This window comes from Burkholderia sp. HI2761 (assembly GCF_002223355.1).
Taxonomy (GTDB): Bacteria; Pseudomonadota; Gammaproteobacteria; order Burkholderiales; family Burkholderiaceae; genus Burkholderia.
In genome coordinates this window covers 391,922-414,907 of sequence record NZ_NKFN01000007.1, presented here as the reverse complement: position 1 = coordinate 414,907, position 22,986 = coordinate 391,922, and the positions used below count along the sequence as shown (strand labels likewise).

At 67.1% G+C, this 22,986-nt stretch carries 21 protein-coding genes; 14 read left to right on the top strand and 7 right to left on the bottom strand.

The window, feature by feature from the left end; genetic code table 11:
- The first annotated feature begins 453 nt into the window (after window positions 1-453).
- The gene (locus CFB46_RS19450) at window positions 454-921 is read left to right on the top strand and encodes a universal stress protein (protein ID WP_089500898.1); all 468 of its coding nucleotides are present in this window, start codon (window positions 454-456) and stop codon (window positions 919-921) included.
- A 103-nt stretch (window positions 922-1,024) separates the two neighbouring features.
- Entirely contained in the window at window positions 1,025-1,771 is a 747-nt protein-coding gene (fnr, locus tag CFB46_RS19445) for a fumarate/nitrate reduction transcriptional regulator Fnr (protein WP_089500897.1), read from the top strand.
- 49 nt (window positions 1,772-1,820) lie between these two features.
- On the opposite strand, the gene CFB46_RS19440 is transcribed toward fnr, so the two are convergent.
- Window positions 1,821-2,714, bottom strand: coding sequence for a LysR family transcriptional regulator ArgP (locus CFB46_RS19440; RefSeq protein ID WP_089500896.1), 894 nt, complete (start codon window positions 2,712-2,714; stop codon window positions 1,821-1,823).
- Window positions 2,715-2,824: 110 nt separating this feature from the next.
- Here CFB46_RS19440 and CFB46_RS19435 point away from each other — a divergent pair, with 110 nt between their 5' ends.
- Window positions 2,825-3,445 (top strand): LysE/ArgO family amino acid transporter, encoded by a 621-nt coding sequence (locus tag CFB46_RS19435; protein ID WP_089500895.1) that lies wholly within the window; start codon window positions 2,825-2,827, stop codon window positions 3,443-3,445.
- A 79-nt stretch (window positions 3,446-3,524) separates the two neighbouring features.
- Here CFB46_RS19435 and CFB46_RS19430 read toward each other — a convergent pair whose 3' ends face one another.
- Genes CFB46_RS19430 through CFB46_RS19415 form a run of 4 tightly spaced genes read right to left on the bottom strand, consistent with a single transcriptional unit; the run spans window position 3,525 to window position 9,452 of the window.
- Window positions 3,525-5,258 carry a T6SS phospholipase effector Tle1-like catalytic domain-containing protein gene (locus CFB46_RS19430; protein WP_089500894.1) on the bottom strand — a complete coding sequence of 578 codons (1,734 nt, stop codon included), beginning with the start codon at window positions 5,256-5,258 and terminating at the stop codon, window positions 3,525-3,527.
- A 36-nt stretch (window positions 5,259-5,294) separates the two neighbouring features.
- Window positions 5,295-5,972, bottom strand: a complete 678-nt coding sequence (locus CFB46_RS19425; protein WP_089500893.1) for a DUF3304 domain-containing protein — start codon at window positions 5,970-5,972, stop codon at window positions 5,295-5,297.
- A gap of 56 nt (window positions 5,973-6,028) precedes the next feature.
- Window positions 6,029-6,934 (bottom strand): DUF4123 domain-containing protein, encoded by a 906-nt coding sequence (locus CFB46_RS19420; RefSeq protein ID WP_089500892.1) that lies wholly within the window; start codon window positions 6,932-6,934, stop codon window positions 6,029-6,031.
- 13 nt (window positions 6,935-6,947) lie between these two features.
- The gene (locus CFB46_RS19415; protein ID WP_089500891.1) at window positions 6,948-9,452 is read right to left on the bottom strand and encodes a type VI secretion system Vgr family protein; all 2,505 of its coding nucleotides are present in this window, start codon (window positions 9,450-9,452) and stop codon (window positions 6,948-6,950) included.
- A gap of 355 nt (window positions 9,453-9,807) precedes the next feature.
- Between CFB46_RS19415 and CFB46_RS19410 the strand changes: the two genes are divergently transcribed.
- The 4 genes from CFB46_RS19410 (at window position 9,808) to CFB46_RS19395 (ending at window position 13,832) form a co-directional block, all read left to right on the top strand.
- A complete protein-coding gene (locus CFB46_RS19410) occupies window positions 9,808-10,755 on the top strand; it encodes an aldo/keto reductase (protein ID WP_089500890.1) in 948 nt (315 codons plus the stop codon).
- 37 nt (window positions 10,756-10,792) lie between these two features.
- Window positions 10,793-10,936: a hypothetical protein gene (locus tag CFB46_RS35960; RefSeq protein ID WP_179235080.1), complete on the top strand. Its 144-nt coding sequence runs from the start codon at window positions 10,793-10,795 to the stop codon at window positions 10,934-10,936.
- 203 nt (window positions 10,937-11,139) lie between these two features.
- Entirely contained in the window at window positions 11,140-12,108 is a 969-nt protein-coding gene (locus CFB46_RS19400; RefSeq protein WP_089500888.1) for a helix-turn-helix domain-containing protein, read from the top strand.
- 158 nt (window positions 12,109-12,266) lie between these two features.
- A complete protein-coding gene (locus tag CFB46_RS19395; protein ID WP_089500887.1) occupies window positions 12,267-13,832 on the top strand; it encodes a GMC family oxidoreductase in 1,566 nt (521 codons plus the stop codon).
- Window positions 13,833-13,931: 99 nt separating this feature from the next.
- Here CFB46_RS19395 and CFB46_RS19390 read toward each other — a convergent pair whose 3' ends face one another.
- A complete protein-coding gene (locus tag CFB46_RS19390; RefSeq protein WP_027781838.1) occupies window positions 13,932-14,912 on the bottom strand; it encodes a helix-turn-helix domain-containing protein in 981 nt (326 codons plus the stop codon).
- A 178-nt stretch (window positions 14,913-15,090) separates the two neighbouring features.
- Between CFB46_RS19390 and CFB46_RS19385 the strand changes: the two genes are divergently transcribed.
- From CFB46_RS19385 to CFB46_RS19365, 5 genes are all read left to right on the top strand, one after another.
- The gene (locus CFB46_RS19385) at window positions 15,091-15,624 is read left to right on the top strand and encodes a 2,4'-dihydroxyacetophenone dioxygenase family protein (RefSeq protein ID WP_089500886.1); all 534 of its coding nucleotides are present in this window, start codon (window positions 15,091-15,093) and stop codon (window positions 15,622-15,624) included.
- A gap of 18 nt (window positions 15,625-15,642) precedes the next feature.
- Window positions 15,643-16,947: an MFS transporter gene (locus CFB46_RS19380; protein ID WP_089500885.1), complete on the top strand. Its 1,305-nt coding sequence runs from the start codon at window positions 15,643-15,645 to the stop codon at window positions 16,945-16,947.
- Between the two features lies 1 nt (window position 16,948).
- A complete protein-coding gene (locus CFB46_RS19375; protein WP_089500884.1) occupies window positions 16,949-18,070 on the top strand; it encodes a 2,3-butanediol dehydrogenase in 1,122 nt (373 codons plus the stop codon).
- On the top strand, window positions 18,048-18,770 hold the full coding sequence (locus tag CFB46_RS19370) for an SDR family NAD(P)-dependent oxidoreductase (protein WP_089500883.1): 723 nt from the start codon (window positions 18,048-18,050) through the stop codon (window positions 18,768-18,770). Before CFB46_RS19375 ends, CFB46_RS19370 begins: the two co-directional genes overlap by 23 nt.
- A 175-nt stretch (window positions 18,771-18,945) precedes the next feature.
- Window positions 18,946-20,037: a porin gene (locus CFB46_RS19365; RefSeq protein ID WP_089500882.1), complete on the top strand. Its 1,092-nt coding sequence runs from the start codon at window positions 18,946-18,948 to the stop codon at window positions 20,035-20,037.
- 133 nt (window positions 20,038-20,170) lie between these two features.
- Here CFB46_RS19365 and CFB46_RS19360 read toward each other — a convergent pair whose 3' ends face one another.
- The gene (locus CFB46_RS19360) at window positions 20,171-21,322 is read right to left on the bottom strand and encodes an alpha/beta fold hydrolase (RefSeq protein ID WP_089500881.1); all 1,152 of its coding nucleotides are present in this window, start codon (window positions 21,320-21,322) and stop codon (window positions 20,171-20,173) included.
- 255 nt (window positions 21,323-21,577) lie between these two features.
- Between CFB46_RS19360 and CFB46_RS19355 the strand changes: the two genes are divergently transcribed.
- Both CFB46_RS19355 and CFB46_RS19350 read left to right on the top strand, forming a co-directional pair.
- Complete coding sequence (locus tag CFB46_RS19355; protein ID WP_089500880.1) at window positions 21,578-22,159, top strand: TetR/AcrR family transcriptional regulator; 582 nt, start codon at window positions 21,578-21,580, stop codon at window positions 22,157-22,159.
- 122 nt (window positions 22,160-22,281) lie between these two features.
- Window positions 22,282-22,803, top strand: a complete 522-nt coding sequence (locus CFB46_RS19350) for a DUF2867 domain-containing protein (RefSeq protein ID WP_089502257.1) — start codon at window positions 22,282-22,284, stop codon at window positions 22,801-22,803.
- Window positions 22,804-22,986 lie beyond the last annotated feature (183 nt).

Below are 22,986 nucleotides of genomic sequence, written 5' to 3'. Positions count from 1 at the left end.
GATGACGGTGAATCGGCGCGCGCGATTCGACCGCGCGCCGGTACTCGCTCGTACGGGGCCGGAGCAAACGATTCCGCGCATGGGGCATCGGCGTTCGACGTCACGCATGCCGCGCATCGCATCGACGCACATGCATTGATCGAAGTCATGGCGCCACGGCGCGCTTGCGATTGAATGGCGATGCGTGCGGCGCATCGCCATGGTTGCCGTGCCGGGTCGATGTGTGCGCATGCGTTTTCGCCGACCAGGCGGCCGAACACACGACACGCATCGCGCGGTGCAGCATGCGTCGCGCGCATGGCCGTGCGCGACGGCGACAGGCCCGCGCGGCACGGCGGGCATCTCGCTGCACGATCGTGCCCGTTGGTTTACTCTGCCTCGCAGCATTGCTGCATTGCCCAGCCCCATCGGCCATCCGGCCGACTTCGTTTCAACTCGCCACTCGGAGACACTATGTACAAGCGTATTCTGGTTGCCGTCGACGGCAGCGACACGTCCCGCCATGCGTTCGATGCCGCGCTGGCGCTCGCGAAAGCGCACGGCGCGCAGCTGCAGCCGTTCTACGTCGTCGAGAACGCCGCGATCTACTACAACGTGCCCGGCTACGATCCGTCCGTGCTGCGCGATCAGCTCGTCGCGCAGGGCAACGCGCTCGCGCAGGATTTCGCGAAGCTGATGCAGGCCGCCGGCGTGAAAGGCGAAACGCGGCTGAACGAAGCGACGTCGCTCAACGACGTATCGTCGCTGATCCTCGACGGCGCGAAAGCGTTCGGCGCCGATCTGCTGGTGCTCGGCACGCACGGCCGCCGCGGCTTCCGCCGCCTCGTGCTCGGCAGCATCGCCGAACAATGCGTGCGCCACGCGACGCTGCCCGTGTTGCTGATTCCGGCGGCCGCCAACGCAGACGAGCCGGCCGCCTGAGCGGCGTTCGGCCGGCGTGGCCGGTCGCGACGTTTTGTCACCCGACAGCGGCAACTTGCGGTGGGACAATGATTTCGTCGATTCAACGCCGGAGTAAACGATCATGCTGACGCCCGTCGCCACCCGCCCCGCCGCCACGCCCCATGCCGGTAGCTGGGCTCCCCGTCAGGCCCCGCACTGCTCGTCGTGCGCGATGCGGCACCTGTGCATGCCGCAGGGCCTGGCGCCCGACGCGCTCAGTCGGCTCGAGTCGGTCATCTGCGCGGCACGCCCGGTCAAGCGCGGCGAAGCGCTGTTCCGCGAAGGCGACGCATTCGACAACCTGTACGCGGTGCGCTCGGGTTCGCTGAAAACCGTCGCGACGCGCCACGACGGCCGCGAGCAGGTCACCGGCCTGCATCTCGCCGGCGAAGCGCTCGGCCTCGACGGCATCTGCGACGATACGCACCCGCGCACCGCGGTCGCGCTGGAAGACAGCTCCGTCTGCGTGATTCCATACAGCGCGCTCAAGGCGCTGTGCTCGGAAGCCGGCTCGATGCAGTTGCGCATGCACAAGCTGATGAGCGAACAGATCGTGCGCGAAACGTCGCAAACGATGCTGCTCGGTTCGCTGAACGCCGAAGAGCGCGTCGCCGCTTTCCTGCTCGATGTGTCGTCGCGCTACCTGAAGCGCGGCTACTCGCCGTCGGAATTCAACCTGCGGATGACGCGTGAAGACATCGGCAGCTATCTCGGCATGACGCTCGAAACGGTCAGCCGCACGCTGTCGAAATTCCAGAAGCGCGGCCTGATCGAAATGCAGGGGCGCCACGTGCAGATCGTCGATTTCGACGGCCTGCAGCACCTCTGACACCGCACGGCGCGCGTCTCGCGCGCGGCCGCTTGCATCACGTCGCCGGTCAATCGAGAAACAGCGCGGCACGCGTCTTCAGCGCAGCGCTGAAATCGTCGAGCCAGCCGATCGACAGACGCCAGCTCTGCCAGTACAGATCGATGTCGATGGTTCGCCCGCGCGACATGTCGATCAACTCGCCCGCCGCCAGCTGGCGGTCGACCATCCGGTCCGGGCACATCCCCCATCCCAATCCGGTTTCGCATGCGCGCAAATAGCCCGCGACGTGCGGTATCCAGTGCTGCGGCGGATCGAGATCCGCGCGCGTCACGCGCCGGATGAAGCGCGCCTGCAACCCGTCCTTCGGATTGAACATCACGCACGGCGCGCGGCGCAGCGCATCGCGCGTGATCCCCGCATCGAAATAACGGGCGTAAAACGCCGGCGAGCACACCGCGCGATAGCGGATCCGCCCGAGCCGCTCCGACCGGCATCCCTGGATCGGCTCGGCCTGCGCGGTCACGGCGCCCTGCACGCTGCCGTCGCGAATGCGCGAGGCCGTGTAATCCTGATCGTCGATCACGAGGTCGAGCAGCGTCTCGCGTTCCGTGCAGAACGGCCCGACCGCGTCGATGAACCACGTCGCGACGCTGTCGTCGTTGACGGCCACGCGCAACGTCGGCCACGCGCTCGCGATCTGGCCCGGTAGCGCCGGCATCCGGCCGCCCAGTTCGGCTTCCAGCAACTGCACGCGTTCGGTATGCCGGCACAGCAGCGCGCCCGACGTGGTCGCGACACACGGCTGCCCGCGCTTGACGAGCACGCTGCCGACCCGCTCCTCCAGCAGCTTCACGCGCTGCGACACCGCCGACGGCGTGACATTCAACTCCTTGGCCGCCCGTTCGAACGAACCGTGCCGGATCACGGCGGCGAGCGCATCGAGCAACGCGTAGTCGAGCATTAGATTTCCTTAATCGGCATTAGGTGATTTAGCTTCTCTTATTTTCGTGCCGATCGCAGACTAGCGCTACCCGATTCATTCGTCTACTGCTTCCACGGCTGTCCCTCACCATGAACTGGCTCGCTTTTTCCCACGGCGCCGCACTGTGCGCATCGCTCATCGTCACCATCGGCGCGCAGAACGCGTTCGTGCTGCGCCAGGGCATCATGCGCGCGCACGTCGGCAAGATCGTGCTGCTGTGCGCGGTGTCCGACATGATCCTGATCGGCGCGGGCGTCGGCGGCGCATCGGTGCTCGTCGAACGCTATCCGACCTTCGTCCATGCGGTGCTGTACGTCGGCCTCGCGTATCTCGCGTGGTTCGGCATCAACGCGCTGCGCCGTGCATTCAAGCCGGGCCACGACACGCTCGACGTGCGCGGCGACGCGGTCGCGCCGCCGCCGCAGAGCGCGCTCGCGATCGTGCTGATGACGCTCGCGTTCACGTGGCTCAACCCGCACGTGTATCTCGACACGTTCCTGCTGATCGGCACGGCCGGCGCGCGCGAACCGGAAGGCGGCCGGCTCGCGTTCGCGATCGGCGCGATGACGGCCAGCGTCGTATGGTTCCTCGGGCTCGGCTATGGCGCGCGATTGCTGGCGCCGTGGTTCCGCAAGGCGGTCGCGTGGCGCGTGCTGGATGGCGCGATCGGCAGCATGGTGCTGTTTCTCGCGGCCGTGCAGTTGCGGTAGGGGGGAGCGTCGCGGCAGATGCTGTCTGCCGCGACGTCAGGTCGGCCGCTCGCGGTCGCGAGCGGTACCGCGTTCGACGTCAGGCCGTCGATGTCGCGTCGGGCAGCGTGCCGCCGATCGCAGCCGGCTGGTTGCTGGCCAGTTGGGGTTCGTTGGCGGCCATCGGGTCCTGCTGCTTCGCCGGATCGACCTTGGCGAGTTGCGTGGCGGCCTGCTCGGCCTTGTCGCCCTCGTAGCGCCAGTACAGGAACTTCTTGCCGCGCTTGCCCATGAAGTACTGGCGGTTGACCGACCAGCGGCTCGATTCGGCGAAGCCGACGTGACCGTCTTCCATCTGCTTCTTGAAGCCCGCGATCGAGTCGTGCACGTAGTGATCGAAGAACCGGTCGAACGTCGCGCGCGCCGCAGGATCGATGCCGCCCAGCCAGTTGCCGGTGACCCGCGTGGCCGCGTCGATCGCCTTGTACTGCTCCGAGATGGTCCGCGTCAGGACGCCCCCGTTGGCGCGACGGATGAGATCCGCATCTTCGTTCCATTCGCCGTCGGTAATGGCCATGTAGGGGTTTACGCCACCCGGCGGCTTCAGTCGGCCGTCGTGCAGGCGCCGGCTGCGGCTCGCGCGCCACTGGTAATAGCGGTTCATGTGCCAGATGACCTGCGACTCGAGCCTGTCGCTGTTCGACGCCACGCCCGCGCGACGCTCGTTGCCCTGCCCCATGTACACGTTCCATGCCGTCTCCAGCTCAGGGGAAATCGCGAACAGCCCGCCGGCCGTTTCCATGACCTCCTTCGGCTCGCGAAGCGGCACGCCGGCCTTCCACGCCTCGATATAGAGATTGTTCAGCGGGATGTTGGCCAGTTCGTTGGTTCGCCCTTCCTGGTAGTTGCGCTCGTAGCCTCCCCCCACGTCCGAGTGCATGCCGGGGTAATACACCTCGCGGCAGTTCGCGGGAAGCTTCTGGTCCTCGCGCACCGAATCGCCGGGGAATTTCTCCCGCACCTCATGCGACGCGACATAGTGAACGCATTGCCGTACGTAGTCCGGAATGCGGATGTCGTTCGCCCATTCCGCATGGCCGCCCTTGTCGATGCTGTGGAGCAGGCCGCCGTAGACCGGCCCGAGGATTCCGCCGACGATGTAGGGCGCCGCCTTCTCCAGGCGGCTACCGCCGAAGCCCGTCGACGCCACCGTATCGAGGATGCCCATGAAGTACACGACCACTTCGGGACGCATCCCCTTCATGTTCTTCTTGTTCCACCAGAGCCGGCCGCCGATGTTCTCGGCCAGTTGCTCGGTCAGCATGCGGACGAACGCCCGCGCCTCCGTGGCGCCACGCGAGAAGCCGAACGCGGCCACGTTGATCTGGCTCACGGCCGGCATGTGGTTCGCCACGTGCTTTTCGAGTTCGCGGAGCATCCAGCGGATGCGCGCCTCGCCCTTGCTCGCGGCCGCCATGCCCAACGCGCCGTCGATACCCGCGCCCGAATCGCCGACCTTGCTGCACGGCGTGCCGACGCCCTCGACGTACCGGCCCATCGTGCGCGGATTGGCCTTGTTGAACGGGACATGGGCAAACATCGCGAGCTTGGCGATGTTGCTGTACTTGGTCTTCGCGACGTCCGTCGCGCCGTTGCCGTCCGCGCCGTAGTTGTTGCCCGTGCCGTCGAAGAAGGCCGTGAACCACACGGGCTTCGGACACTCCTTGCATTGCTCGACCCGCAGCGGATCGAGCGCCTCGCGGTACCCGTTGCGGATCGAATCCTCGACCGGCGTGATATCGGTGATGCGTCGAATGAGGGGGGGATTGCTCATGGCGGTTACGCTCCTGTTCCGGCTACGCGTCCAGCGTCAATTCCACTGGGCCGGCTTCTTGCGCCCATAGAACGGATTGGGAATTTCCTTCAGGCACGCGCGCTCGGTCAGCTTGCGCTGCGCGTCGCGCTTCGAAAGGGCCACCTTCGGGTCCGGGCCGTCGACGCCGAAATCCATGTCGCCTTCCACGCGGCCGTCGGGGAAGAAGTGCAGCACGATGCCGCCGCTCTTGTCCTTGACGGGCGGGCGCGTGACCGTGATCTCGCCTTCGCACCACGCCATCCCCGGCTGGGTTTCGCGGTGGGTGTACGGGTCGTAGTTCGGAGACGACGCTTCCATCGCGCGCTTGTCGACCACACGCTCCCACCACACCTTGAACGTCTTCGGGGTCTTCCAGCGGAAATCCCATGCGAGACTCGGGCGCGAACCGCCACCGCCGGACCAGTACTTCGCGCTCCGGGGCGTGGCACGCGCGCCGTCAGCGCTTGCCGCGTCGTCGAGGCTGTTCCTGTCCGGCGGCAGCAGATAGACGCCGTAGATGTCGTAATCCGTATAGTTGAAGGACCCGGCGGTGATGATGTCGTAGTTCGGGTCGTTCCATTTATTCACTTCGCCGGGCGCAAGGCTGTCCTTCTCGGCATCGTTCACGCTCTTGCTGCACGCAGCCGTGGAAAAAACCATCACGGACAGCAAGGTGATCCAGCAGCGGTTCATATTGAACTTCCTTCTCTTCCAGTCGATTTCATTCGAGTCGCGTCGCGAAGGCGCCATCATCCGGCCACTTCCTGCATCCGCCGCCAATCCTCGGCCGGCACCAGCGCCAGCGCCTCCGGAAACGCCTGCCCCTGCGCCACCGCGTCGAACACGGCGGCCATCGCCGGATCCTCGTCGAAACGCGCGCCGTACCGCAATGCCAGTTCGCAATAGATCAGCAGCGATGCCGCGCTGTCAGCGCCGTGCGCCCGGCAGCGTACCAGTTGATCGCGCACGAAGCCGTAATGCTGCGCGGCCGGCAACGACGCCAGCAGCGCGGGCTTTTCGGCACGCAGCCGCTCGAGCATCGTGTACGGATAGCAGGCGGCGAGCAGATCGTCCTCCTGCGCCTGGGTCAATTGCAGCGGAAACTCGGCGGCCTGCGTGACGTTGGCGGGCACGGCGATTTCCGCCGTCCGGATCTGCAGCGCGGTATCCAGGTGAATCCAGTGCCGCACGCCCTGCGCCAGATACGCGCGATGCGCGGCGGGCAGCATGTCGAGCCAGAACGGCAGCACGCGCGGATCGAAGAAGCGCATCAGCATCACGCTCTCCATCTGCTCGAGCTGGACATCCACCATCGGCGCAAGATGCGCGGCCAGTCGCTCGAGCGACAGCGGCGACACGAGCACGCTCGCCGCCGGCCAGGGAATGCTGCGCGGCTCGATGGCTGCGTCCGCCGCCTCGGCGCTGTCGCCGGCGGGTTGCCACTCGAACAGCAGCGGCCCGACCACTCTCGCATCGTCGTCGGCGTCGTCGAGCAGCGAGGCCGCGACGAACGCGGGCCACGACGCCTTTTCATCGTCCGGCAACGTATCCAGCAATGCGCCGTCGATCAGGACGTACGCACGCAGCCCGTCCTGCGACGACAGCGCTGCCTGCAGCACGTCGGCCGCCTGCGCGGCGATCAGGTCATGCGTCATTCGATGCCTCGCCTCACGCCTTGGCCGCGAACGGCGACGCCATCGAGGCCGCATTGACCATGCACGGCGCGCACGCCGTGCCCGGGAACGCGCGCGCGGGTACCGGCAGGCTGTCCGGCCCGATGAACGTATGCGACGCGGCGTGCGCGGTCCATTCGCCCTTGGTCCCGTGGACGATGCCGCTGCCGTTCCAGCGCGTATAGCTGGTCCCGCCGTTGATCAGGACTTCTTCCTTGGCGGTGATGGTGATGCGGTTCGCATCGACCTTCACGTCCAGCTTGGCCAGCACGTTGATGCTGTCCTTCAGCGCCTGGATGTCGATGTCGGCGGCGGCGGCCACGAGCCGGATGCCTTTCTCGAACGCGGCGACGCGCACCGCCTCCCGCGCGCTGACCAGCATGCTCTTGCCCGCGCCGATGCTCGTGTGGGCCCCGCTCGTCAACGCGACGTGCTGATCGCTCGCGACATGGGTCGACCCCGTCGTCGTGGCCAGGATCCCCGCCGGGCTGGCGAGCGCGAGGAACGGCTGCGCGAATTCCGGAAACTCGCCCTGCTGCGGATTGCCGCCGCTGCCCCGCAGGCCGTCGTTCTGCGTTCTGAGCGCCTGATGGACGGCATCCTGGTCGCCGGACTCCTGCGCCTTCACGTCGTGCGCGGACCCCGACAACGCTTCGTGCAGGTCGTGCGCGTTGTCGAGGCGCGCGACGGTCTCGCCGATGTCGGTTGCGTGGGCGCGCGCGTCATAGCGCGCCTCGCTGGTCACGAGCAGGCCCTTGGCCGCCCGCACCGCGCCATGCGCGTCGGTCCGCAACTCGAAACCGCGGGCGCGCTGATCGGTGCGCCCCTGCGTCGCATCGATGCGGACGTTATGCCCGAGCGTCAGTTCGCTCGCGTCGGTATCGCTGCGCAGCTTCAGCTGAAGCTGCTGCGGCGTATCGTCGAGCAGCACGTGATTCGAACGCCCGCCCGCCGCGTTGCCGCTGTCGCCCGACAGCTCGCGACTGCGCAGGCCGGTCAGCACGTGCTGGTCGGGCAGCGCCCACGGCGGCATCCGTTCCGCGTTGTACGTGGTGCCCGACACGACGGGCCGGTCGGGATTGCCGTCGAGGCACATCACGAGCACCTCGCTGCCCACGCGCGGGTGCGCGATCATGCCCTTCTCGCCGCCCGCCCAGCCGGCGGCCACGCGGATCCGCGCGCTGATCTGCGCCGCACGATCCCAGTGATACACGATGCAGACCCGGCCATATTCGTCGACGTCGACGCTGCCGGCCCCCTTCGCGCCGGCGACCGTCGCGGTTTGCGGCGCCAGCACGCGCACGGGTTCGCTGTTGAACCCGCGGCCCGGGCGCCAGGGCGTACGCCGATGGCCCGCGACGAAGCGGTTCCAATACTCGGGTTTGCCGTCGGCCTGCAGGTAGTTGTTCGCCGCTTCGTGACGGGCTTCGAGAATCAGGTATTCGTGATCCTCCGGGCTGCCCGACGCCACGCTGAAGTGATCGGACAGCTGGAACCAGCGCCCGGGCAGGATGCCGTGATGGTTGCCGGCCGCGTCGAAACGCGTCGCGGCCGCCTCGATCTCTTCCATCCGCACGCGCGCGAGCGCGTCGTCGGCACGCGTCTGTTTCGCGAAGCCGTAGTGCCCCACGTATTCGTGATGCTCGACCTGCGGCGCGACACCCGACGGATGCAGCGTCGGAATCTGCGCATTGGCCGCACGCGGCGCCTTGAAGTCGAACGCGGTCGCGCTGTAACTGCCGGCGGACAGCGACCGGACCGCGGACCATTGCGAAATGGCGTCGGCGGCCATCGGGCCGTCGTGCGTCTGGAAGCGGATCTCCGGCGAGCGGCCGTCGATGGGCGGGCACTGCACCGTGCTGTCGTCGCCGACGATCAGCTTCACGCCTTTCTCGTCGTGCTCCCACCAGTACAGGCACCCGACGGCTTCGAGATGGCGGACGATGTAGTTCCAGTCGCTTTCGCCGAGCCCGCCGCCCTGGACGTTCATCGTGCGCGCGGGATCGTCGCCGCGCACGCGCCACTCCCACGACGGCGCGAGCCCCTGGTAATCGGCGAGCAACGTGCCGATCTGTTGCTGAAGCGATTGGCCGAGGAACAGGCGGTTGTTCACGCGGGTCCGCAGGAAATGGCTCCACGGGCGCAGTACCGCGCGATATTCCGCAATCGAATCGTCGTTGCGGACCAGCGAAAACTCGGTGCAGTAACCGGTGAAATAACGCAGGCCGCCGTCGGGGCGCACCATCGACACCGCGAGCAGCTTGCCCAGCATGTCGGCCAGCGTGACGCCCGCCTCGCCGGACAACAGCGTCACCTCGAAGGTGAAATCGATCCCCAGCCCCTCGTGCGCGACGAGACGCTCGGCGACCAGCCGCGCCGGACGTTGCCGCCCGTATGAATCGGTCACCGACGGCGCGTCGTCGTGAGGAAAGGACAGCGCAAGCAGGCGCTTGTCTTGCTGGAAAAACGGGGTTCGAATGAATGCCGCCAGGTCAGCCATGACCGCCTCAGAATGATTTTTCGTTCGTATGGCAGCGGCCCGCTGCCTCCCTTAATTTTGGGATGAAAGGATATCGTAGACAACGCAGCGCGACAACATTGACGCCATGCGTCATTTCCCTAACCCGTCACGGAAAATCGGTAATAAATACAGTGCCTTGCGCGTTCCGGACCGACGCTCGAACGGATCTCGCCGCCACGATGACGTCGCATCGTCCGCCATGCCGACACGCGAGCGCGAAACCCGCAGATTAGCGTGCCGGCGGCGGAACCTCGCCACGCGCTTCGCCGTCTCAACGCGACAGGCTTCATGTCCCGCAGTCCCGCCCCGTCACCCGCAGATATCGGAGCAGAACATGGCACTTCGCACCCTCGGCACCTCCAGCATCCAGGTTTCGCCGCTCGCGTTCGGCGGCAACGTCTTCGGCTGGACCGTCGACGAAAACGCATCGTTCGCGTTGCTCGATGCACTCGCCGACACCGGCATCAACTTCATCGACACGGCCGATGTCTATTCGGCGTGGGTTCCCGGCAACCACGGCGGCGAATCGGAAACGATCATCGGCAAGTGGCTGAAGCGCTCCGGCAAGCGCGAACAGGTCGTGATCGCGACCAAGGTCGGCCTGCTCGACGCACGCGCGGGGCTGTCGAAAGACAACATCCTGAAGGCCGTCGACGATTCGCTGCGCCGGCTGCAGACCGACTACATCGACCTGTATTTCTCGCACCGCGATCTGGCCGACACGGCCCCGCTCGAAGAAACGCTCGGCGCCTATCAAACGCTGATCGACGCGGGCAAGGTACGCATCATCGGCGCGTCGAACTACAGCGGCGCACGCCTGCGCGAAGCGGCCGCCATCAGCGCGCGCGACGGGCTGCCCGCATACCAGGTCATCCAGCCCGAATACAACCTGCTCGACCGCGCCGGCTACGAACGCGATCTCGAGCCGGTCGTGCGCGACCTGAAGCTCGGCGTCGTCAACTACTACGCGCTCGCGAGCGGGTTCCTGTCGGGCAAGTATCGCAGCGAAGCCGACCTGAAGAAGAGCGTGCGCGGCGATCGCGTCGCCGGCTATCTGAACGAACGCGGCCTGCGCATCCTCGCGGCGCTCGACGCCGTGTCGGCGAAGCACGGCACGCAGCCGGCCGCGATCGCGCTCGCGTGGCAGATCGCGCGGCCGACGATCACCGCACCGATCGCGAGCGCGACGTCGCTCGCGCAGCTCGCCCTGCTCGGCGAAGCGATCCGCGTCACGCTCGATCAGGACGACATCCGTCAGATCGACGCAGCGAGCGCGCCTTGAAGTGCGTGGCGACGGCGGGCAGGCCGGGAGAACGGCGTTGCGCTTCCACGGCCTGCCTGCGATCTACGCGAACGTCACCGGCGCGCAGCCGCCGGACGACGTGAGCGTCGAGTTCCGCGGCGGCAAGATAGGCTATCAGCAGGACGTCTCGCTCGGGCTGCCGTCGCCTTCGTCGAAGTAAACCGGCAGCACCTACCCCAAAGCCGCACCGATGTCTTGACTCATACGGCCGCTTCCGTTGACCGGCAAGGACATCGACCGCGCAATCGCCCGCCGCGCCCCGCGGCAAGCGCGTCACGCGCCTGCCCCGGGTCTTTCACGGATTGACCGCGGTGTTCGGCGTGCCCGAGACTGCGCCGCTCGGGCCGTCATCGGGAGAACGTCATGCCGGACACCAGCACGGAGATCGCCACGATCTCGACGCGCGCCGTACGCGGCGCCGAGCGCGTCGACTTCTGGGTCGACCATGTCGCGCGCACGCTCGTGCGGATCGAATGCAGCGGAAGGTCGTCCGAAGGGATCGATGCGTCGCTGCGCAAACGCGATCTCGGGCTGTTCCGCGCGTGCGACATCGTCGCGAACCGGCACGCGGTCGTGCGCACGCCGCACAACATCCACGCGGACCAGCGCGACGCCGTCTTCATCTGCGTGATGCACGAAGGGCACGGCTACACGTTCCAGGACGTCGACTGCATGCAGCACGGGCCCGGCGACCTCGTGCTGTACGACACGTCGATGCCGTACGGTCACGGCTTTCCCGCCGACATGGCGATGACGGTGCTCGACGTGCCGCGCGACGTGTTCGAAGCGCGCGTCGGCCCGTGGCGCTACCGCAGCCTCGTCAAGATCGACCGCGGCGACGGCGTCGCGTCGTGGGCCGTGCGGCAGGTGTACGCGCTGCTCGCCGCGCCGCCGGAACCGACGCCCGACGCGCGCGAACGGCGCGCCGCCGCGATCCTCGATCTCGTGCAGTCGATGCTGCGGCTGCGCGACGGCGATGCATCGCCGACGAAGTCGACGGTTCACACGCTGTCGCGTGCGAAGACGTTCATCGAAAGCCATCTCGCCGACGACGGTCTCGACAGCCGGTCGGTCAGCCGCGCGATCAACCTGTCGCCGCGCCAGCTCGCACGCGTGTTCGAGATCGAGGGGATGCCGCTCACGCGCTACATCCTCGCGCGGCGGCTCGAACGCTGCCGCGCCGACCTGCGCGACCGGTCGCTGAAGCACCTGACGGTCAGCGAGATCGCGTTCCGCTGGGGCTTCAACAACAGCGCGCACTTCAGCCGCAGCTATCGCGCGCGGTTCGGCGAGACGCCGAGCGACACGCGCGCGCCGGCCGACGCGTGCTAGCGCACGCGCCCGGCCGCCCACACCGCCACTCGCCTCATGTCCCGGCAAGGCAAGCATGGCGTCCGCCCCGGTCAAATGGGGCTGCAACCCGCTCGCTAAGCTGACCTCCTGCGCGGCGGCATGCGTTCCGCCGCCCGACAGCAAGGAGAAGAAGCGGGATGGAGACGTACGATCACATCGTCGTCGGCGGCGGTTCGGCCGGCTGCACGGTTGCGCACCGGCTCGTGAAGGCCGGCCGGCGCGTGTTGCTGCTGGAGGACGGCCCGAAGGACGACAGCCTGTTCATCCGGATTCCGGCGACGTTCATCCGCGTGCTCGGCACGCAGCGCACGGTGACGTTCGAAAGCGAGCCGCAGCCGGGCGCGGCGGGACGCAAGACCTACGTGCCGCAGGGCCGCACGCTCGGCGGCGGCAGTTCGGTCAACGCGATGCTGTACGTGCGCGGCACGCGCGAGGACTACGACGACTGGGCCGCGCTCGGCTGCACCGGCTGGGGCTGGGACGACGTGCTGCCCGTGTTCAAGCGCGCCGAATCGCATCTGCGGCTGTCCGAGCCGTATCACGGCACCGACGGGCCGTTGAAGGTCGGCGACACGCGCTTCCGGCATCCGCTGAGCCTCGCGTTCGTGAGGGCCGCGCAGGAAGCCGGCATCGCGTACAACGACGACTTCAACGGCGCCGCGCAGCATGGCGTCGGCTTCTATCACACGACGATCTTCGACGGGCAGCGCGGCAGCACCGCGGCCACCTATCTGGCCGACGCGATCGCCGATCCGAACCTGCGCGTGCTGACCGGCTGCCGCGTGACGCGCATCCGGTTCGACGGCCGCCGGGCGACCGGCGTCGAATGGCGCACCGCGAGCGGCGCATCGGGATCGGCCGCCGCCCGCGCCGACGTCGTGCTCGCGGCCGGCGCGTTGAGCACGCCGAAGCTGCTGATGCTCTCCGGCATCGGCCCCGGCGCACACCTGCACGCGCACGGCATCGACGTGCTGCACGACAGCCGCGACGTCGGCGCGCACTACCAGGATCATCTCGAGGTATCGATCTACGGCCGCAGTGAAGCGCCGATCAGCCTGCTCGGCGAGGATCGCGGGTGGAACGCGTTGCGGCACGGGCTGCAATGGATGCTGTGCCGCTCGGGCCTGCTGACGTCGAACGTCGTCGAATCGGGCGCGTTCGTCGACACGACCGGCAGCGGCCGGCCGGACATCCAGTTCCACGTGCTGCCGACGCTCGTCGGCGACGTCGATCGCGAGCCGCTGCCCGGCCACGGCCTGTCGATCAACCCGTGCCTGCTCCGGCCGCGCTCGCGCGGCTCCGTGCAACTGCGCGGCAACGATCCGGCCGCGCCGATCCGGTTCGACAGCGGCGCGCTGTCCGATCCGGCCGACGTCGAGGGCCTCGTGCGGGGTGTCGCGCTCGCGCGGCGGATTCTGCGTGCGCCGTCGCTCGCGCGCATCGTTCGCGAAGCCGAGACGCTGACCGATGCCGCGCTCGCCGACTACGTGCGGCGTCGCGCGAAAACCGTCTATCACCCGGCCGGTACGTGCCGCATGGGCAACGACGCGCACGCGGTCGTCTCGCCGCGTCTCGCGGTGCAGGGCGTCGACGGATTGCGGATCTGCGATGCATCGGTGATGCCGCGCATCGTGTCCGGCAACACGAACGCGCCGACGATCATGATCGCGGAGCGCTGCGCCGAGTTCATGCTGGCGGAATGATGCGATGCGCATGCACCGCGCCGCGCCGTGCCGTGCCGCGCCGAAAAAGAAAGCGGCGCATGATGCATGCGCCGCCGCCGAACCATCTGAAAACCGGTATCACCCGCCGGCCGCATGCATCGCATCGCGCAGCGCCATCGGCGACGCGCCGTAGCGCTCGCGGATCGCGCGGCTGAAGTGCGCCTGACTCGAAAACCCCCAGCGAAACGCGATCTCGCCGATGCTGGTCTTGCGCAGCCGCGCATCCGTCAGTTCGCGATGCGCGTGCGACAGCCGTTCCGACCAGATGTGCTGCGTGATCGACTCGCCTTCGGCCGCGAACAGACGGCCCAGATGCCGCAGCGACAGCCCGACCGCATCGGCGACGGCCTGTGGCGCGAGTTCCGGCTCGCCGAGATGCGTCGCGATGTACTGCTTCGCGGTCAGCAGATACGACAGCGACGCGCGCGAGGCACCCGCGCCGTTCATTTCGGCATCGATGAGCTCCGCGATCAGCGTGCGCGTGTGCTCGGCGAACCGCGCGGCGTCGCGCTCGACCGGCGTCTTCATGAATCGCTCGACGCTCGCGCGCAACGTCGCGCCGAGCATCGCGCCCGCGCCCGGCTTCGGCGCGATCCGCAGCGGCAGCGCGGCGAGTGCCGTATCGAGCCGGTCGTCGAACGTCGTGATCGGGATATCGATCAGCAGTTGCCGCATCGGCGTCAGGAATCCGAACAGATACGGCACACGTGTGTCGTAGACGACGACATCGCCGGCTTCCGCAAGCAGGCACCGGTCGCGCTGAATGAAATACGCGCGCCCGCTCACGATCTGGCACGCGAACAGCGACTCCTTCGGCAACTGGCGCACCAGCGCGGGGCTGCGTTCGATCACGTGATCCTGCCCGCTGATGTCGGCGATGCCGAGGCCCGGCAGCGCGATGTCGGTCTTCTCGACTTCGAGCCCGGCCGGCGACAGCGACGAGCAGCGCAGGCCGACCAGCGTCGCCGCGTTGAACGCATCCCAGTACGCCATCCTGTCGCGCGCCGGCACGTCGGCCGTCGAGCCTCGCGTGCGTGAAAAAACGGTCGAATTCGTCACGTCGCCTCCTGCTGGCGCCTGTCGTGCGGAACGGCACGGATTGGGGGGATGGTCCGTCTGGGTTTTGGTGCGATGCAATGTCCGGCGCGGTCAAGCAATTCGTCCAGCCCAGTCAAGAGCGGCGCGCACCGGCTGGCTAAAGTCGAGCCCACGATACCCATACACAAGGAGACATACCGTGGTCGACCAAGCCGTATCCGAATTCTGGCAAAACATCCCGGCGATTGCCAATCCGTTCAAGCCCGATGCGCTGCCCGAAGCCTACATCCCGAACGCAGCCACCGACGACGAGCGTTATTACGTTCCGTTCACCGAAACGGTTTCGTCGCGGCCGCTGTGGATCTCGCCGTCGCAGAACAAATGGTGCGACATCCTGATGGCGAAGAAAGCCGGGCTCGTGAACCGGCACTATCACCCGCACGAGGTTTTCGCGTACACGCTTTCGGGGAAATGGGGCTACCTGGAACACGAATGGACCGCGACCCGCGGCGATTTCGTGTACGAGACGCCGGGCGAAGGCCACACGCTCGTCGCGTTCGATCATCCCGAGCCGATGCGCGCGTTCTTCATCGTCAAGGGCCCGCTGATCTGGCTCGACGACGCAGGCAATCCCGACGGCTACTTCGACGTGCATTCGTACATCGCGATATGCAAGGCGCATTACGAGAAGGTCGGCCTCGGCGCGCAAGCGATCGAGAAGCTGTTCCGCTGACGCACGGCGAGGCTCGCGATGACTTCCCCTTCCTCCTCCCGATCCGCATGGACGTACGAGAACAGGCTGCTGCTGATCCTGTTCATGACGTTCGGCTTCGTGTTCTTCGACCGCCTCGCGCTGTCGTTCCTGTTTCCGTTCATGTCGGCCGAGCTGCACCTGACGAACACGCAGCTCGGCATGGTGTCGTCCGCGCTGGCGCTCACGTGGGCACTGTCGGGCGCCGCCACCGGCGCATGGTCCGACGCGCGCGGCACGCGCAAGCCGCTGCTGATCGCGGCCGTGCTCGGCTTTTCGGTGTGTTCGGCGCTGTCGGGCCTCGTCGGCGGCTTCGCGAGCCTGATCGCGTTTCGCGCGCTGATGGGCATCGCCGAAGGCCCCGTGCTGCCGTTGTCGCAATCGCTGATGGTCGAGAGTTCGACGCCGAGCCGCCGCGGGCTGAACATGGGCCTGCTGCAAGGCTCGGCCGCCGGCCTGCTCGGCGCGATGATCGGCCCGCCGGTCGTGATCGGCATCGCCACCGCATACGGCTGGCGCGAGGCGTTCTACGTGTCGTGCATTCCGGGCTTCCTGATCGCGTTCTGCATCTGGCGCTGGGTGCGCGAAGCGCCACCCGGCGGCGCGCGCCACGCGCAGGCCGATACCGCCGCGGTACCGGCCGCCGCCGGAGCGGCGGTCAGCCGCTGGGCGCTGCTGAAGGAACGCAACATCCTGCTGTGCGTGCTGATCAGTTGCTTCTTCCTCACGTGGTTCGTCGTGATCATCTCGTTCGCACCGGTGTTCCTCGTGGAAAGCCGCCACCTGTCGCCGTCCGACATGGGCGTCGTGATGACCTGCCTCGGCGCCGCGTGGGTGTTCTGGGGCTTCGCGGTGCCTGCGATCTCCGACCGGATCGGCCGCAAGCCGACGATGATCGTGTTCGCGCTGATCGCGGCCGTGTGCCCGGTCGTGCTGATCCACGTCGGCTCGGTCTGGGCGCTCGGCGCGCTCGTGTTCGTCACGTACACGGGCCTCGGCTGCTTCACGCTGTTCATGGCGACGATCCCGGCCGAAACGGTGCCGCCGCGCGCGATCGCGAGCGCGCTCGGGCTGATCATGGGCGCCGGCGAGCTGATCGGCGGCTTCGTCGCGCCGACCGTCGCCGGCTTCGCCGCCGACAAGTACGGTCTGCAGTTCGCGATGTGGACGTCGAGCACCGGCGCGATCCTCGCGTGCGTGCTGTCGTTCGGCCTCGTCGAAACCGCGCCGGCCGTGCTGCGCAAGCGCGCGCTCGCAGGCGCCGCCGCTAGCCGCCTCGATACGCAGAACCTCGGAGGACGCTGACATGCGCGCACTTCAATGGCATGGCCCGCGCGACGTCCGTCTCGTGGAAATCGACACGCCGCGCGTCGGCCCCGGCGACGTGCGCATCGCGGTCGCGTATTGCGGCATCTGCGGCAGCGACCTGCACGAATACGCGGATGGCCCGCACGCGATTCCGGTCGACGTGCCGCATCCGCTGTCGCGCCGCACCGCGCCGCTGACGCTCGGCCACGAGTTCTGCGGAACCGTCGTCGAAGTCGGCGAAGGCGTGACCACGCTGCGCGCGGGCGACCGCGTCGCGGTGGAGCCCGAGTATCGCTGCAGCCAGTGCGCGTACTGCCGCTCGGGGTCGTACAACCTGTGCGTGTCGATGGGCTTCGCCGGGCTGATGGGCGACGGCGGGATGGCCGACTTCGCGGTCGTGCCGGCCTACATGCTGCATCGCCTGCCCGACGGCGTGAGCCTCGAACAGGCCGCGGTGATGGAGCCGGCCGCCGTGGCACTGCACGCGCTGCGGCGCGGCGAACTGCGGCTCGGCGAGACCTGTGCGGTGTTCGGGCTCGGGCCGATCGGGCTGCTGCTGATCATGCTCGCGAAGCTGCAGGGCGCGACGACGATCGTCGCCGTCGACGTGTCGCCCGAACGGCTCGCGGCCGCCACGCGCTTCGGCGCGACGCATGCGTTCGATGCGCGCGGGCTCGATGCGTCGGCGTTGCAGGACGCGATTCGCGCGGCCACGGGCGGGCTCGGCGTCGATACGAGTTTCGAAGCGGCCGGATTGCAGGCCACGTTCGAATCGGCGATGCGGGCGCTGCGCAAGGGCGGCCGCGTCGTGATGGTCGGCCTGATGCCGCATGCGGGCTTCGACGCATTCCGCGCGGTCAACGACGAGCTGACCTTCACGGCGAGCGTCGGCTACCGGCATGCGTACGAAGATCTGCTGCGCATCGTCGCGTCGGGCGCGCTCGATCTCACGTCGATCGTCACGCGCACCGTATCGCTGGAAGACGCCGTCGCCGACGGCTTCGACGCGCTGCTCGCCGACCGCACGCAAATCAAGATCCTCGTTTCACCCGCGCAGCGGCCGACCTGCCGCGCGCGCATCCTCGGGAGCGTCGAACATGAGTCGTCAGTGGGCGTTTGAAGGCAAGACCGTCGTCGTGACGGGCGGCACGTCGGGCATCGGTGCGAGCACCGCCTGGCGCTTCGCGGAAGCGGGCGCGTCGGTCGTCGCGCTCGGGCTCGACGCCACCGGCCCACATGCGCCCGTGCATCCGCGCGTCCGGTGCATGGAGCTGGACGTGACCGACAGCGACGCGCTGACGTACACGATCGCCGCGTTGCCGCGGCTCGACGTGCTCGTCAACGGCGTCGGCATCAGCCGGCACGCGGACGAATACCGGATGGATCAGTTCGAGCTCGTGCTGAACGTGAACCTGACGTCGGTGATGCGCGCGTCCGACGCCGCGCGGCCGGCGCTGTCGGCGAATGGCGGAAGCATCGTCAATATCGCGTCGATGTACACGTACTTCGGCAGCAAGGACCGGCCCGCGTACAGCGCGAGCAAGGGCGGCATCGCACAACTCACGCGATCGCTCGCGCAAGCGTGGGCCGATCGCGGCATCCGCGTGAACGCGGTCGCGCCCGGCTGGATCGACACGCCGCTCAGCAGCGGGCTGATGGCCGATACGCAGGCGTCGCGGCGGATCCTCGATCGCACGCCGCTGGGGCGCTGGGGCACGGCCGACGAAGTCGCGGAAGTGATCCTGTTCCTGTGCTCGCCCGGCGCATCGTTCGTCACCGGCGCGATCGTACCGGTGGACGGCGGGTATTCGACGGTCTAGCATCCGGCGCGTCGCGGCAGCGGCGAAAGGCTTACGCCGACGCCGCGACGCGCCATTCGATTCCGTTTCATCAGGACCATGCCGAGACCCATCCGCTTCGGCATTCATCACAACAATCAGTAGTCCCATTAAAAATATCCGACCCGATCGGAAACATGTGAGGAGCACATTGGAGATGGCGAAAAAGACCCTTCTGGCACTCGCGGCCTGCACGATCCCGGCTGCGTCGTTCGCGCAAAGCAGCGTGACGATGTTCGGGCTGATGGACGCCGGCATCAGCTATGTCAGCAACGAAGGCGGCCACGGCAACCCGAAATTCGACGACAACATCTTCTTTCCGAACCTGCTCGGCTTCGAGGGCAAGGAAGATCTCGGCGCGGGCACGCGTGCGATCTTCCGGCTCGTCAATCAGTATTCGCTCGGCAACGGCTCGATCATCGGTGGCGGGCTGTTCGCGCGCACGGCCTATGTCGGGCTGCAGAACGACCGGTACGGCACGCTGACGCTCGGCAACCAGTACGAGTTCATGGTCGATTCGCTGGCTGCCAGCGGCAACGAGATCGCGCAGGACCTCGTCGGCCTGTACGGCTTTCGTAACGGGCCGTTCGACAAGCTCGCGCTGCCGAACAATCCGACCGGCGCGTTCGACTGGGATCGTGTCGCCGGCAGCAATCGCGTCGCGAATTCGGTCAAGGTCACGAGCCCGTCGCTGGCGGGCCTGACCGTCGGCGCGCTGTACGGCTTCGGCAACGTCGCGGGGTCGGTGGGCGCGAACAACACGGTCAGCGTCGGCGCGAGCTACGACAACGGTCCGTTCGGCGCGGGGGCGGCCTATACGAACCAGAAATACGGCGCGGCGGCCGGGCTGCCGGCGTCCAGCGTGCGCAACTGGGGCGCGGGTGTGCACTACACGCTCGGCACGGTCACCGGGAAGGCGCTCGTGACGACCGTGCGCAACTCGGGGAACGGCGCGGGCGTCTGGTCGGCGGAGGCCGGCGCGTCGTGGCATCCGTCGCCCGCCTGGGTGGTCGGCGCGAGCTACACGTACATGAAAGGCAACGACACGCTCGACAACGCGCATGCGCACCAGGTCCTGGCCGCCGTCCAGTACTGGCTGTCGAAACGCACGATGGTGTATGTGGCGGGCGTGCATCAGCGCGCAAGCCACGGCAGCAACGCGCGGATCAACGGCGTGCTGGATCCGAATGGCGCGTCGAGCGGCGCACTGCAGTCAATCGCGCGGATCGGGTTCAGTACGCGGTTCTGATCCGGGGCGGGCTGTCGGCGGTCCGGCATCCGGCGCGGCCGACGACGAAGGCGCGACGCCGGTTCGGCCGCTGCCTTCGTCCCCTTCATGTTTCACTCCGCGATCGAAGGCAGTGGGGGCAGGCGCCGACGCCCTAACGACCGCCGCTCCCGAACGAATCGCCAGCACGATCCGCCGCGCCGACCTCCTTGGCGAAGGCGAGCAGCAGCTCGCCGAGCCGACCCGGTTGCTCCTGCTGGATCCAGTGACCGGCGCCGTCGATCAACTCGATGCGGCTCATTCTCGTCGTCGCCTTCGTCCTCATCAGATCGAGCGCGCCCGGCGCCGAATAGGTACCCCAATCGCTCTTTCCGCCAATGAAGAGCGATGGGACATCGATCGTCTTGCCCGAGAACAGACGCAACTCGGCGTTCAGATCAGGATCGGAAAAGACGCGATACGCCTGCAGGGCGCCTTGAAATCCCGTGCGGCCATACTCGGCCGTGTACACCCCGAGTTCCGGCTCGGTGAGCCATTTGCAGGCCCGGACCTCGGCGGCGGATGGCTGGAATGGCGCGACGGTCTGGGGCATCGTCTTGCCGAGATCCATCACGTAATAGGTGGGCATCCGTGCAAGCTCCGTGGCGGTCCGCGCCTTCAACGGATACGGCTTGTTTCCCGGCCAGTCCGCGCTCTTGACATGGAAAAATGCACGAAGAAAGGCGTGCAAGCCTTGAGGGGGGTGCCACATGTCATCGTTCGCCTGCCGTGTGCTCAAGTATTGCTGGTAATACTCCCTGGGCGGGTCGAGCGATGCCAGCGCGGCCGCCAACTTCTGATTCTCGGTGTTCGGACGAGCCGACGATGCGTCGCCTTGCGCGGTGTTGAACGGCAGGGCCGGCGGCCCGGGGAACGGTGCGCTCATCAGCACCACCGACGGAAAGACGTCAGGCCGCGCCAGCGCGCAATAGGCCGCCACCGGCGAGCCGAGGTCGTGCCCGACGAGCATCGCCGTCCGTCGATACCCCAACGCCGAAACCAATCCGAGGGCGTCGCGCGTCATATTCAGGAGACCGAATGGCGCCAGAGGGGCGTCATAGCCGTTCACCCAGCCGGTGGTGCGCCCGAAACCCCGCTGGTCGGGCGCGACGACGTGATATCCGGCGTCAGCCAGGATGGGGAGCAGGTGTCGCCAACCGTAAGCCAGATCCGGAAAACCATGCAGAAGCAGCGCGAGCGGCCGCCCGGGACTTTCGTAACCGGCCTCGAGAACATGGACATCGAGGCCGTTGACCCCATGGATCATGCGTGAGCGGACCCCGGTGGGAAGCGTTCCCTCGCCATAGGTCGACGTGGCCAAATCAATTCCTCCCGTAGGGTTTGCGCGGGCGGGTCGAAGGAACGCCGCAACCAGGCCGGCCGCGCCCATCGCCAGGACCGCTCGTCGGGATGCCGATGGCTTGATCGAGTAACAGGACATCGCACATCTCCGATATATGGTGATCGCCATACTATGTCGGTCACCATAGCCACGTCAAGCGGAACGTGATAGGTTCTCGGCATGACACGCAAGACTGACGCGCGCGCTCGCGCAATTGCCACGGCCGAGCGACTATTCCGCATCCAGGGCTACACGGCGACCGGCTTGACCCAGATACTGGAAGAAAGCGGCGCGCCTAAAGGATCGTTCTACTTTCATTTCCCACGGGGCAAGGCGCAACTCGCGGAAGAAGCCATCGACAACTATGTTGCGAATCGAATGGCCGTGTTGCGGGATATCTCGGCGAGTACGGCGGGCGATGCGCTGAATTTCGTTCATCGAATTTTCAGCACGTTCGCGGCCGAAATGGTCGCCTCCGATTTCCAGTACGGATGTCTGATGCAGAATCTGGCGAATGAGCTACCCGCGCTCGACGCCGAGCTGACCCAACGCGTGGCGCGTGGATTTGCCGAATCGACCGCGATTATTGCGGAGCATTTCAGGGGCTGCGGTTTCGCTCCCGCGCGCGCGGACTCCTCCGCGGCCGCATTGGTAGCCGCCCTCGAAGGCGCACGAACGATCGCCCGCCTGGAACGCACGCCGGCCGTATTCGAAGCGCTGGCAGAGGTCAGTGTCCAGAGGTGGACTGCTCCCGAGGGGTGATCCGGTCCGATGTTCGTTGCCGGACCACCACGATCAGTTCGCTTCAGCTCAGGCAGGAATAGGTCACGCTCATTTGGGCCGCGCCGAGGCAGCTGGACAACTTGAACGCATGGAGAATGGGCATGCAGAAGCAACCGAAAAAGGCCAGGCAGATCGGCCCGCCGGCGACCTCGAGGCTGAGCCGGTCGTACGGCACCGCCGATTTCGTCGACGCATTTTCGGTGGACTTGCCGGCGACTGCCTGCAACGACGCAGAGTCGCTCGCTCGATACGTCTTTGCAGGACAACCCCAGTGGATCGCCATGCTGCAGGAAATTCGCGACATTGCCGTCCGGCCGTTCGGCCTCAAAAGAACGATCGACCTGAAAGCCGCGAACGGCGACCGGCTCAGTATTTTCCGCGTGTTCGAACGGCACGAAGACGAGATCATTCTGGGCGAGGACGACGCGCATCTCGATTTCCGCGTGTCGATTCTCGTGCAGCCTGCCTCCGGCGACCGGCCCCGGCAACTGATACTCACGACGCTCGTCTTCTACAATCGTCTGCTGGGCCGCGCCTATCTCGGCGTTATCGCGCCGTTCCATCGCCTCGTCGTGCGAGCCTCGCTCGACCGGGCACAGACGCTCGGATGGCCCGGCCGGTAGCGGCGAGGATCCGGCATAGCGATTCATTTCCATCGGATCATGGAAGACGTACGGCTGCAGCGCATCGCGGGGCAACGTGGCGCGCGTGGCTGCTGGTGCTGTCGATCGTCGCCGGTTTCGCCCCAGTCAGCAAGGAGTGCGAACTTGCAAGTGTGCTCTGCGACGCGTGAATCGAGGCAAACA

Coding starts and splice junctions, on each gene's coding strand:
- CFB46_RS19450 (WP_089500898.1), top strand. CDS start 454: ATGTACAAGCGTATTCTGGTTGCCGTCGACGGCAGCGACACGTCCCGC.
- fnr (WP_089500897.1), top strand. CDS start 1,025: ATGCTGACGCCCGTCGCCACCCGCCCCGCCGCCACGCCCCATGCCGGT.
- CFB46_RS19440 (WP_089500896.1), bottom strand. CDS start 2,714: ATGCTCGACTACGCGTTGCTCGATGCGCTCGCCGCCGTGATCCGGCAC.
- CFB46_RS19435 (WP_089500895.1), top strand. CDS start 2,825: ATGAACTGGCTCGCTTTTTCCCACGGCGCCGCACTGTGCGCATCGCTC.
- CFB46_RS19430 (WP_089500894.1), bottom strand. CDS start 5,258: ATGAGCAATCCCCCCCTCATTCGACGCATCACCGATATCACGCCGGTC.
- CFB46_RS19425 (WP_089500893.1), bottom strand. CDS start 5,972: ATGAACCGCTGCTGGATCACCTTGCTGTCCGTGATGGTTTTTTCCACG.
- CFB46_RS19420 (WP_089500892.1), bottom strand. CDS start 6,934: ATGACGCATGACCTGATCGCCGCGCAGGCGGCCGACGTGCTGCAGGCA.
- CFB46_RS19415 (WP_089500891.1), bottom strand. CDS start 9,452: ATGGCTGACCTGGCGGCATTCATTCGAACCCCGTTTTTCCAGCAAGAC.
- CFB46_RS19410 (WP_089500890.1), top strand. CDS start 9,808: ATGGCACTTCGCACCCTCGGCACCTCCAGCATCCAGGTTTCGCCGCTC.
- CFB46_RS19400 (WP_089500888.1), top strand. CDS start 11,140: ATGCCGGACACCAGCACGGAGATCGCCACGATCTCGACGCGCGCCGTA.
- CFB46_RS19395 (WP_089500887.1), top strand. CDS start 12,267: ATGGAGACGTACGATCACATCGTCGTCGGCGGCGGTTCGGCCGGCTGC.
- CFB46_RS19380 (WP_089500885.1), top strand. CDS start 15,643: ATGACTTCCCCTTCCTCCTCCCGATCCGCATGGACGTACGAGAACAGG.
- CFB46_RS19375 (WP_089500884.1), top strand. CDS start 16,949: ATGCGCGCACTTCAATGGCATGGCCCGCGCGACGTCCGTCTCGTGGAA.
- CFB46_RS19370 (WP_089500883.1), top strand. CDS start 18,048: ATGAGTCGTCAGTGGGCGTTTGAAGGCAAGACCGTCGTCGTGACGGGC.
- CFB46_RS19365 (WP_089500882.1), top strand. CDS start 18,946: ATGGCGAAAAAGACCCTTCTGGCACTCGCGGCCTGCACGATCCCGGCT.
- CFB46_RS19360 (WP_089500881.1), bottom strand. CDS start 21,322: ATGATCCATGGGGTCAACGGCCTCGATGTCCATGTTCTCGAGGCCGGT.
- CFB46_RS19355 (WP_089500880.1), top strand. CDS start 21,578: ATGACACGCAAGACTGACGCGCGCGCTCGCGCAATTGCCACGGCCGAG.
- CFB46_RS19350 (WP_089502257.1), top strand. CDS start 22,282: ATGCAGAAGCAACCGAAAAAGGCCAGGCAGATCGGCCCGCCGGCGACC.